This window comes from Cellulomonas terrae, from assembly GCF_007990265.1.
GTDB classification, from domain to species: Bacteria; Actinomycetota; Actinomycetes; order Actinomycetales; family Cellulomonadaceae; genus Cellulomonas; species Cellulomonas terrae.
Genome location: NZ_BJWH01000038.1, coordinates 1 through 10,117, shown reverse-complemented (window position 1 = coordinate 10,117; position 10,117 = coordinate 1). Strand labels below are relative to the sequence as shown.

The following is a 10,117-nucleotide window of genomic DNA, read 5'->3' as shown; positions in this document are numbered from 1 at the left end:
TGGGCGCGGACCGATCCTCTGAGAGGAACAGGTCCGCGCCCACCGTCATGCATGCCACCATGTCGCCATGCCGAGCCGCCCCCGCCCGCGTCCCCGGGCCTCCGGGCGGCGCTGATGGGTCGGCACAACACACCGGGCCCGGCTGAGCAGCTGCCTCGTCGGGCACGTCTCGGACGGTTCCTCGGGCGGTGGCTCGAACGGATCGGTCTCGGCCTCGTCGCGGGCGCCTGCACGCTCGGCGTCCTGCTCTGGGCCGGGACGTCGTGGACCGCGAGCCTGTGGATCGGTGGGACCGTCGCCGTGGTCGTGCCGGTGGCCGCCTGGCTCGCGTCGACCGTCCCGGGTCACGACGGGACGGGTAGCACCTCCGGTTGACGCTCGACGGTGTGCAGCCGGTCCACGATCAGCACACCGCCCAGCACCGTGACCGCGAGCGCGACCGCGGCGACGACGTCGGTGAGGAAGTGGTAGCCGAGGTACAGGCGGCTCAGCGCCACCACCGCGGTCCCGACGACGGTCAGCAGGCCCCACGCGACGAGCCGCGGGACCGTCGGGTTGCGGCTGCACACGAGATAGCCCGTGACCAGCAGGAACGTCGCCGTGCCGATCGTGTGCCCGGACGGGAACGACGCCGTCGTCTCCGCGCCCGGCACGAACATGGTCTCCTCGGGAGGTCTCTCCCGTCCGACCAGGCCCTTGATCGCCAGGCTGATGAGCGTCGAGGCGATCATCGCCCCCGCCAGCAGCAGAGGCCGCCACCACTCGCGCCGGACGAGGCGCCAGACGACGCACGCGGCCAGGACCACGATCGGCAGGACCGTCGGCCCGGTAACGAACGTGATCGCCGCCAGCACGGACGTCCACGCGGCGCTGCGGTGGTCGACCAGCCAGTCGAGGACGGGCTGGTCCAGGTCCCACAGGTCGTCCTTCTCCTGCACCCCGTCGAGGACGGAGAAGAACACGCCGAGTCCGACGACGACCAGCAGGATGCCCGGCAGGAGCGCCCAGAGCACGGGACGGGCGCGCAGCGATCCGAACGCGGACGTCCTCGGCGGAGCGAGGGGAGGTTCGACCGGCATCCGTCGACGCTAACCGGGACACGGCGATCCCACGAACGCTCGACGGCACGACGCCCCCTAGGCTGGCGTGCGTGACCAGCACGCCGACGCCCCCGCCCGCCCCGACCGGCCAGGAGAGCGCCGACCGCATCGTCTGGATCGACTGCGAGATGACCGGCCTCGACCTCGGCGCCGACGCGCTGGTGGAGGTGGCCGCCGTGGTGACGGACTCCGAGCTGCGCGTGCTGGGCGAGGGTGTCGACGTCGTCATCGCCCCGCCCGCGGAGTCGCTCGAGCAGATGAACGACTTCGTCCGCACGATGCACACGACCTCCGGCCTGCTGGACCAGCTGTCGACCGGCACCACGCTCGAGGACGCACAGGCCATCGTCCTGGACTACATCCGCACCTGGGTGCCGGACCCGGGCAAGGCCCCGCTGGCTGGCAACTCGGTGGGCACCGACAAGGCGTTCCTCGACCGGGACATGGCGGAGCTCGTCGCGCACCTGCACTACCGCGTCATCGACGTGTCGTCGATCAAGGAGCTCGCCCGCCGCTGGTACCCGCGCGTGTACTTCGCGTCCCCGCGCAAGAACGGCGGCCACCGCGCGCTGGCGGACATCCTGGAGAGCATCGACGAGCTGCGCTACTACCGCGCCGCGCTCCTGCCGGCCCAGCCCGGCCCCGACTCCGCGGTGGCGAAGAAGATCGCCGCGGAGGTCGTCGCGACCTCGGTCAAGGGGACGCTGCGGCCGTAAGGCTCCGGAGACGGCGACGGGCGCCGACCAGATGGTCGACGCCCGACGCGATGGGGTGGCTAACGGGACTTGAACCCGCGACCCCCTGGACCACAACCAGGTGCTCTACCACCTGAGCTATAGCCACCACGATCACCCGACGCGGACGTCGGGCCGTCGAGAAGTGTACCCGAGCCGGGGACCACTTCCGGAACCGACGGGCAGTGGCCTCGGCCACTGCCCGCGAGCCTCAGAGCCGAGCGGCGAGGGCGTCGGCGACCCGCGCCGCCGATCCCTCCGCGTGGGCGAGGAACAGGGACGGCTCGGTGAGCTCGACCTCGAGGACCACGGGATTGCCCTCGTCGTCGGGGATCAGGTCGACGCGGGCGTAGAGCAGGGGTCCGTCGGCGCCCGGTGCGAGCGTCGGCAGGGCTGCGACGACGCGCTCACCCAGCTCACGCTCGGCGTCGCTCGCCTCGCGCGCCGTCATGATCTCCTGCCGGTACAGCGCGTCCGCCTGCTGCTCCCGGAAGGGCCCGTCGAGCAGCGCGCCCTTGTTGACGGAGTGGCTGAACTGGCCCTCGATGTAGACCAGCGCGGTCTCCCCCACCGTGTCGACCTTCCGCAGGTAGCGCTGGATCATCACGCGGCGGCCCACGCTGAGCAGGTTCTTCGCGTGGGTGATCGCCAGCGAGCGCTGCTGCGTGACACCCGCGTCGTAGCGCCCGGTGTCGCGCGCGCCGGCGCTCACGGTCGGCTTGATGACGAAGTCGCCGAACGCGGGGAAGCGGGTGTGGATCGCGCGCGAGTCGTGGTTGCGCTCGGGGTCCAGCCAGATCGTCGGGACGATCGGCAGGCCGGCCGTCTCGAGGTCCCGCAGGTACGTCTTGTCGATGTTCCAGCCCACCACCGAGGCCGGGTTGAGCAGCGTGCTGGTCCGCTCGACGCGGCGCGTCCAGTCGGCGAACTGCGCCGGCCGGTCCGTGTAGTCCCACGTGGAGCGGATGACGACGTGGTCGTACGTGCCCCAGTCGATGGTCGGGTCGTCCCAGACGACCGCATCGGTGGCGATACCGCGCTCGAGCAGCGCGTCGCGCAGGAGCTGGTCGTCGGGGTCGAGCTCGGGCAGCTCGGCACAGGTGGCGAACGCGAGTCGGGCCGTCGTCGTGGTCACGTCCGCAGCGTACCGACGGGGGCGTCGACGTCCGCTGTGGCGTGCGTCTCGTCCTCCGGCTCCGTCAGACGGTCGAGGGCGCGCACGACGGTCGCCGGGGTGGCGCTGCCGACGACGCGGCCCTGGTCGTCATGGACCGGGACCGGCCCGTCCGCTCCGACGAGCGCGGACAGCACGTCGCCCAGCTCGGCGCCGACCTGGAGCGGGGTGCCGCCCGTGCCGTCCTGGACGCCCGGGTCCAGGTCAGCGGGCTCGAGACGACCCAGCGCGAGGAGCCGGGCGGTGCGACCTCGGCCGACCAGGTCCGCGACCGCGGGGGTGGCCGGCCGGGCGACGATGTCGAGCGGCGACGCGAGCTGCTCGATGTGCGCGCCGGGGCTGAGAACAGCCACGCGGTCCGCCATCCGCACCGCCTCGTCGATGTCGTGCGTGACCAGCATCACGGTGATCCCGAGCGTGCGCTGGATCTTCGCGAACTCCGTCTGCAGCCGGCGCCGGCCCACCGGGTCCACCGCGCCGAACGGCTCGTCCATGAGCAGCACCGGGGGGTCGGTGGCCAGCGCGCGGGCGACCCCGACGCGCTGGCGCTCACCGCCCGACAGCTCGTGCGGGAACCGTCGGGCGTACCGGTCCGGGGGCAGGCCGACCAGGTCGAGGAGCTCCTCGACCCGGGCGGCCGTGCGCTTGCGGTCCCAGCCGACCAGGCCCGGGACCGTCGCGACGTTCTGCGCGACCGTGCGGTGCGGGAACAGCCCGACGTTCTGGATGACGTAGCCCATCCGGCGGCGCAGGCCCACGGGGTCGACGGTCGTGACGTCCTCCCCCTGGAGCAGGATGCGTCCCGACGTGGGCTCGACGAGGCGGTTGGCCATCCGCAGGGTGGTCGTCTTGCCGCAGCCCGACGGGCCGACGAGGACCAGCACCTCGTGCGGCTGCACCGCCAGCGACAGGTCGTCGACGGCGGCACCGGACTCGCCGCGGCCGGACGCGTAGGACTTGCTCACGTGCTCGAAGGCGATCGCCGGGTCGTCTGCCACCTCCAGGACGCTAGTCGCTGCCTCCGACAGCCGCAGATCCTGCGCATGTCGGAGGCCGCAGGTACGTTTCACGCCATGCGTCTGGCCGAGGCTCCACCCAACCCGTGGTTCTCGTGGGAGTACGTCGAGCGCAACGCGCAGGACATCGCCCGCGCGCTGGAGCAGCACGCCTCGCTGACGTTCCAGGCGGTCGTCATCGCGTTCGTCCTGGCGCTGCCCCTGGGTGCGCTGGCGCACCTGCGGCCCCGGCTCGCCGGTCCCGTGCTCGGGGTAGCGGGCGTCCTCTACACCGTGCCGTCCCTCGCGCTCTTCGCGATCCTCGCCCCGTACACGGGCATCGGACGCACCACCGTGCTCATCGGGCTGGTCTCCTACGCGCTCCTCGTCCTGACCCGGAACGTGCTCGTCGGGCTGCAGGGCGTGGACCCCGCCGTGCGGGACGCCGCCCGCGGCATGGGCTACGGCCGGGCGCGGCTGCTGTTCTCGGTCGAGCTTCCGCAGGCGCTGCCGAGCATCGTCGCCGGCCTCCGGCTCGCGACGGTGACCACCGTCGCGCTGGTCACCGTCGGGGTCGTGGTCGGGTACGGCGGGCTCGGCCAGCTGATGTTCCGTGGCTTCCGCAGCAACTACCACGCGGAGATCATGACGGCGACGATCCTGTGCCTCCTGCTCGCGCTGGTGTGCGACCTCGTCCTCGCGGGCGTCGGTCGCCGGATCACCCCGTGGGCGCGCGTCGAGAGGCCGGTGTGACGTGGACGTCCTCCAGGAGGCATTCCTCTGGCTGAACGACCCGCTGAACTGGACGGGTCGCAACGGTGTCCTCGCCCTGACGCGCGACCACGTCGTCGTGTCGTTCCTCGCGGTCATGCTCGCCGCCGTCGTCGCGCTGCCGGCCGGTCTCTGGCTCGGGCACCGGCGCCGGGGCGCGACCGCAGGCGTCGTCGTCGCCAACACGACGCGTGCCCTGCCGACGCTCGCGCTGCTCACCCTGCTCGCGGCGAGCGGCCTGTTCGGCAACACCGCGACGGTGCTCGCGTGCGCGGTGTTCGCGGTGCCGCCCCTGCTCACCAACACGGTGACCGGGCTCGGAGAGGTCGACGCCGACGTCCGCGACGCCGCGCGGGGCGTGGGGATGACGGGGCAGCGCAGCCTGTGGGCGGTCGAGGTCCCGCTGGCGGTCCCACTGATCGCCGCCGGGATCCGCACCGCGTCCGTGCAGGTGCTCGCGACCGTGCCGCTGGCGGCGCTCGTCGGCGGGCGGAGCCTCGGCACGATCGTCGTCACCGGCTTCGGGACGCAGGACTACGGGCAGGTGCTCGCGGGCGGCATCCTCGTCGCCGGGCTGTGCCTGGTGTCCGAGGGGTTGCTGGCGATCGCTCAGCTGCTCCTGACGCCTCGTGGGCTGCGGGCGCTCGCGCGGGACACGTCCGACACGCCGTCGCGACGCACAAAGCGGGCACAGATCACGTCGCCAGCGCTTGCCGAGGCTCCGGCGAGCGGATCGAATAGGTCGGGTTCTTCGGCCTGACATTCCTCCGACGGCAGCTCTTGTCGTCACCCGGGGACCATCCCCTGCCGACTCCACGAGGAGAGCACGATGCGAGCGAGACGCTCCACCACCCTGACCCTGGTCGCCGTCGCCGCCCTGGCGCTCGGCGCCTGTGGCAGCCCCGGATCGGGCGGGGGCGAGGCCGACCCGACCTCGTCGGGCACGTCCGGCCTGGCCACCTGCGACCCGATCGCGGGCGAGAGGCTCGTCGTCCTGGAGGACGACAAGGGCCTGCAGAACGCCGACAACATCATCCCCGCGGTCAACAAGGCGGCGGCCGACGCGAACCCCGCCGTCATCGAGCTGCTGGACACGGTGTCCGCCGCGCTCGACACGGACAAGCTCATCGAGCTCAACAAGGCCGTCGACATCGACCGCCGCACGTCGAGCGAGGTGGCGGAGGAGTTCGTCTCCACCGAGGGCCTGACGGCCGAGGACGGTGCGGTCGGCGCGGGTGCGCCGCTGGTCATCGGCGCCGCGAACTTCTCCGAGAGCGCGACGCTCGCGGAGATCTACGCGGCCGTGCTGCGGACCGCGGGCTTCACGGTCGAGGTGCGCACGATCGGCAACCGGGAGACCTACCTCCCGCCGCTCGCCGACGGCACGCTGACGGCGGTCCCGGAGTACGCGGCGACCCTCGCCGACTTCCTCAACGCCCAGCAGAACGGTGCCGACGCGGAGTCGGTGGCGTCCGCCGACGTCGACGAGACCGTCGCCGCGCTGACCCCGCTCGCGGAGGCGGCCGGCCTCACGGTGGGGGCGGCGTCCGCGGCGCAGGACCAGAACGCCTTCGCCGTGACCAGCGAGTTCGCGACGGAGCACGACCTGACGACGCTCAGCGACCTCGCCGCCAACTGCGGTGGCCTGGTCCTGGCCGGTCCGGCCGAGTGCCCCGAGCGGCCGTTCTGCCAGCTCGGTCTCGAGGAGACGTACGGGATCGAGTTCGCCGACTTCCAGTCGTACGACTTCGGCCTGATCGGCCAGGCCGTGCGTCAGGGTGAGGCGGCCATCGGCCTGGTGCTGTCGAGCGACGGGTCCCTCGCCGCCGACAGCTGACGGGATGACGAAGGGGCGGACCCGCTCGGGTCCGCCCCTTCGCCATGCTCAGAGACCCGCGGTCTCCAGCAGACGGAGCCAGACCTCGCTCACGGTCGGGTACGACGGCACCGCGTGCCAGAGCCGGTCCAGCGGGACCTCCCCGACGATCGCGACCGTCGCGGCGTGCAGCATCTCGGCGACCTCGGGCCCGACGAAGGTCGCACCCACGATCACACCCCGAGCCTCGTCGACCACGATCTGCGCACGGCCCGCGTAGTCCTCGGCGAGCACCGTGGCGCCCGCGACGTTCTCGAGGTCGTACCCGATCACGCGCACGTCGAGACCCTTCTCCCGAGCGGCCTCCTCGCTCAGCCCGACGTACGCGACCTCCGGCCGGGTGAACACCACCTGCGGCACGGCGGCCACGTCCGCGGTCGCCCGGTAGCGGCTCCACGGGGCAGCCGCGCGCTCGTCGTCGGCGCTGAGGGAACGGTCGCCTGCGGTCGCACCGTCCGGTGAGTCGTCCGCCGAGGAGCGCGGGTCGAAGCGAGCCGCGATGACGTCGCCCACCACGCGGGCGTCGTACTTGCCCTGGTGGGTGGTGGCCGTCCGGCCGGACACGTCGCCGACCGCGAACAGCCAGCCGCCGTCCGCACCCGTGACCTGCAGGGCGTCGTCGACGGTCAACGGCTTGCCCGGCTCGAGCCCGAGCGTCTCCAGCCCGAGGTCCGCGGTGCGCGGCCGGCGGCCGGCGGCGACCAGGACCTCGTCGACGACGACGTCCGCGCCGGCGCCGGTGGACAGGTGGACGCCGTCGGACTCGCGCCGCACCGACTGCGCCTCGGTGCCGAACAGCACCGTGACGCCGAGCTCCCTCAGCGCCGCCGCGACCGCCTCTCCCGCGAACGGCTCGGCGTTGGTCAGGAGCCGGTCGCCGCGCACGAGCAGGGTCACGGCACTGCCGAAGTCCGCGAAGGCGGTCGCCATCTCGACACCGACGACACCGCCGCCGAGGACGGCCAGCCGCGCGGGGACCTGCTGTGCCGAGGTCGCCTCGCGGCTCGTCCACGGCGGCAGCTCCGCGAGGCCCTCGATGCGCGGGACGACGGCCGCGGAGCCGGTCGCGACGATGACCGCGTGCCGGGCGGTCACCTGCACCGACCCGTCCGGTCCGTCGATCGTGAGCGCCCGTTCCCCCGTGAACCGCGCGCGCCCCCGCAGCAGCGTGATCCCGGTGCTCTCCACCCAGTCGACCTGTGAGCTGTCGTCCCACTGGTGGGTCACGACGTCCCGCCGCGCGAACGCGGCAGCCACGTCCACGTCTCCGGTGACGGCCGCGGCGGCGCCCGGGACGCCACGGGCAGCAGCGAGCGCCGCACCTGGCCGCAGGAGCGCCTTCGACGGCATGCAGGCCCAGTAGGAGCACTCACCCCCGACCAGCGCATCCTCGACGAGCGCGACGCTCAGCCCGGTCCGCCCGGCCCGGTCCGCGACGTTCTCCCCCACGGCTCCGCCGCCGATCACCACGACGTCGAACTCCCGACCCTGCTCCGCCATCACCGGCTCCATCCGTCCGTCGTGCCACGGCGCTGCGGCACCGCGGTCTGGGCCCATGCTCGCCCACGGAGCGGGCCTGCGCAGGGCGGTCGGGGGATCCGGGAGGCGGAGGGGCCTCGGCTCAGCCGGGAACGACCGAGGCCGTCGCCCATCAGGTGGGAGACGGCCTCGGGATGGTGCGCCATCAGGGACTCGAACCCCGAACCCGCTGATTAAGAGTCAGCTGCTCTGCCAATTGAGCTAATGGCGCGCGGTTGAGAACGCTAGCAGGCCGGACGGCCGATCTGCCAATCGACGACGGCGGTCGTGATGACCGTCACGCCCCGCCACCGTCGGACGTCTTCGGGTCCTTCTCCCACCATGCCTCGTCGGGGAGCCCTTCGGCCTCGAGGATCTCGGCGGAGGTCGCCTCGGGGGTCGCGAGGTCGACGATCAGGGCGAGCGGGACGTGCTCGGCGAGCAGGTCACGGACGGGCTGGGTGTCCTCAGGGACGGGCGGGGTCGCGTCGTGCTCGGTCATCGTGATCGATCTCCTCAGGGACGGGGGTCCCACGTCCTCCATGCCATCACCACGTCCCACATGGTGCAAGGCGCTACGCCGACGCCGTCCGGGTGCGGTCGTCGCGTGGATGAACGATCAGAGGTACAGACCGGTTCCCTCGCCCGTCCCGCGGGGCTCGGCGACCGCGTGCACGTCCTTCTCACGCAGGAGGACGTAGGTCGCCCCGGCCAGCTCGACCTCGGCGCGGTCCTCCGGGTCGAACAGGACGCGGTCGCCCACCTCGACCTGCCGGACGTGCTGGCCGGCGGCCACGACGGCGCCCCAGGTCAGACGCTTCCCGACGACCGCGGTGGCGGGGATGACGATGCCCGCGGACGAGCGCCGCTCCCCCTGCTCGCCGTCGAGCGAGACGAGCAGTCGGTCGTTCAGCATGCGGATCGGCAGGTCGCTCACGCGTCCGACGGTACCCGTGCGACATAGGCTGACCGCATCCCCGACCACCTCGTCCCAGGAGTTCCCGTGCCCCGTCTCGCCGTCGGCGACCTCGCCCCCGACTTCACGCTGCCGACCGCCGACGGCGGCTCCGTCACGCTCTCCGACCTGCGCGGACGCCGCGTGATCGTGTACTTCTACCCGGCGGCGATGACCCCGGGGTGCACCACGCAGGCGTGCGACTTCCGGGACTCGCTCGCGTCGCTGCAGGGCGCCGGGTTCGCCGTCGTGGGCGTCTCCCCGGACACCGTCGACAAGCTCGCCGCCTTCGTCGAGCAGGAGCACCTGACGTTCCCACTGGGCTCCGACCCGGACCACTCCGTCCTCGAGGCGTGGGGCGCCTGGGGCGAGAAGCTGAACTACGGCAAGACGGTGACCGGTGTGATCCGCTCGACGGTCGTCGTGGACGCCGAGGGTCGCGTCGAGCTCGCGCAGTACAACGTGAAGGCCACCGGGCACGTCGCCAAGCTGCGTCGGGACCTCAAGGTCGCGTGAGCCTGTGGGAAACTTCCGCTGCGCGGGAGTGGTGAAACGGCAGCCACGCCAGGTTTAGGTCCTGGTGCTCGAGAGGGCGTGCGGGTTCGAATCCCGTCTCCCGCACGCACTGGCCGTGGGACGGCCAGGCCCCGCAGTCCGGACAGCTCCCGGCAGGACGTGATCCTGCCGGGAGCTTGTGCATGTGCGGGCCTAAACGTTCCGGGTGCCCGGAAAGCGTTGTACACCGGTGTAGATCCCGCTACTTTTCCGGCGAACCCCCCAGTCCGGAGTTCGGTCGCTACCGGGATGTGAGCGCTAACATCCCCGCTCTCTCCTCGTGTCGACGACGACACGTCACCGGAGCGAGCCGACTGACCGGCTCCGCTCGCGGGACGCGACTCGAAGGAGCGAACGATGAGGAAGTCCGCCGCCGTGCTTGCCGCCCTCGGCCTGCTGCTGGCCATGGTCGTCGTCGTCGCGCCGTCGGCGAGCGCCG

General features: G+C 72.5%; 11 protein-coding genes and 3 tRNA genes. 6 read left to right on the top strand and 8 right to left on the bottom strand.

Annotated features, from left to right (window positions below; genetic code table 11):
• Positions 1–344: 344 nt before the first annotated feature.
• Positions 345–1,079, bottom strand: coding sequence for a phosphatase PAP2 family protein (locus CTE05_RS19800; protein ID WP_146848015.1), 735 nt, complete (start codon positions 1,077–1,079; stop codon positions 345–347).
• A 71-nt stretch (positions 1,080–1,150) separates the two neighbouring features.
• On the opposite strand from CTE05_RS19800, the gene orn reads away from it, so the two are divergent.
• The gene (gene orn / locus CTE05_RS19795; RefSeq protein WP_146848014.1) at positions 1,151–1,816 is read left to right on the top strand and encodes an oligoribonuclease; all 666 of its coding nucleotides are present in this window, start codon (positions 1,151–1,153) and stop codon (positions 1,814–1,816) included.
• 51 nt (positions 1,817–1,867) lie between these two features.
• Here orn and CTE05_RS19790 read toward each other — a convergent pair.
• The 3 genes from CTE05_RS19790 to CTE05_RS19780 form a co-directional block, all read right to left on the bottom strand.
• Positions 1,868–1,943 (bottom strand) — tRNA-His (locus CTE05_RS19790).
• Between the two features lie 102 nt (positions 1,944–2,045).
• Complete coding sequence (locus CTE05_RS19785; RefSeq protein ID WP_146848013.1) at positions 2,046–2,969, bottom strand: ATP-grasp domain-containing protein; 924 nt, start codon at positions 2,967–2,969, stop codon at positions 2,046–2,048.
• Positions 2,966–4,006 (bottom strand): ABC transporter ATP-binding protein, encoded by a 1,041-nt coding sequence (locus CTE05_RS19780; protein WP_146848012.1) that lies wholly within the window; start codon positions 4,004–4,006, stop codon positions 2,966–2,968. Before CTE05_RS19780 ends, CTE05_RS19785 begins: the two co-directional genes overlap by 4 nt.
• Before the next feature lie 75 nt (positions 4,007–4,081).
• Between CTE05_RS19780 and CTE05_RS19775 the strand changes: the two genes are divergently transcribed.
• From CTE05_RS19775 to CTE05_RS19765, 3 genes are all read left to right on the top strand, one after another.
• Positions 4,082–4,756, top strand: a complete 675-nt coding sequence (locus CTE05_RS19775; protein ID WP_146848011.1) for an ABC transporter permease — start codon at positions 4,082–4,084, stop codon at positions 4,754–4,756.
• Between the two features lies 1 nt (position 4,757).
• Entirely contained in the window at positions 4,758–5,534 is a 777-nt protein-coding gene (locus tag CTE05_RS19770; protein WP_146848010.1) for an ABC transporter permease, read from the top strand.
• A gap of 69 nt (positions 5,535–5,603) precedes the next feature.
• Entirely contained in the window at positions 5,604–6,611 is a 1,008-nt protein-coding gene (locus tag CTE05_RS19765) for a glycine betaine ABC transporter substrate-binding protein (protein ID WP_146848009.1), read from the top strand.
• A 48-nt stretch (positions 6,612–6,659) separates the two neighbouring features.
• Here the strand turns inward: CTE05_RS19765 and CTE05_RS19760 are convergent, their stop codons facing one another.
• From CTE05_RS19760 to CTE05_RS19745, 4 genes are all read right to left on the bottom strand, one after another.
• Positions 6,660–8,150, bottom strand: a complete 1,491-nt coding sequence (locus CTE05_RS19760) for a dihydrolipoyl dehydrogenase family protein (RefSeq protein ID WP_146848008.1) — start codon at positions 8,148–8,150, stop codon at positions 6,660–6,662.
• A 174-nt stretch (positions 8,151–8,324) separates the two neighbouring features.
• Positions 8,325–8,400, bottom strand: a tRNA-Lys gene (locus CTE05_RS19755).
• A 66-nt stretch (positions 8,401–8,466) separates the two neighbouring features.
• The gene (locus CTE05_RS19750) at positions 8,467–8,670 is read right to left on the bottom strand and encodes a hypothetical protein (protein WP_146848007.1); all 204 of its coding nucleotides are present in this window, start codon (positions 8,668–8,670) and stop codon (positions 8,467–8,469) included.
• 117 nt (positions 8,671–8,787) lie between these two features.
• Positions 8,788–9,084 (bottom strand): GroES family chaperonin, encoded by a 297-nt coding sequence (locus CTE05_RS19745; RefSeq protein WP_146848017.1) that lies wholly within the window; start codon positions 9,082–9,084, stop codon positions 8,788–8,790.
• A gap of 87 nt (positions 9,085–9,171) precedes the next feature.
• Here CTE05_RS19745 and bcp point away from each other — a divergent pair, with 87 nt between their 5' ends.
• Positions 9,172–9,639 carry a thioredoxin-dependent thiol peroxidase gene (bcp, locus tag CTE05_RS19740; protein WP_146848006.1) on the top strand — a complete coding sequence of 156 codons (468 nt, stop codon included), beginning with the start codon at positions 9,172–9,174 and terminating at the stop codon, positions 9,637–9,639.
• Between the two features lie 22 nt (positions 9,640–9,661).
• A tRNA-Leu gene (locus CTE05_RS19735) sits at positions 9,662–9,744 on the top strand.
• Positions 9,745–10,117 lie beyond the last annotated feature (373 nt).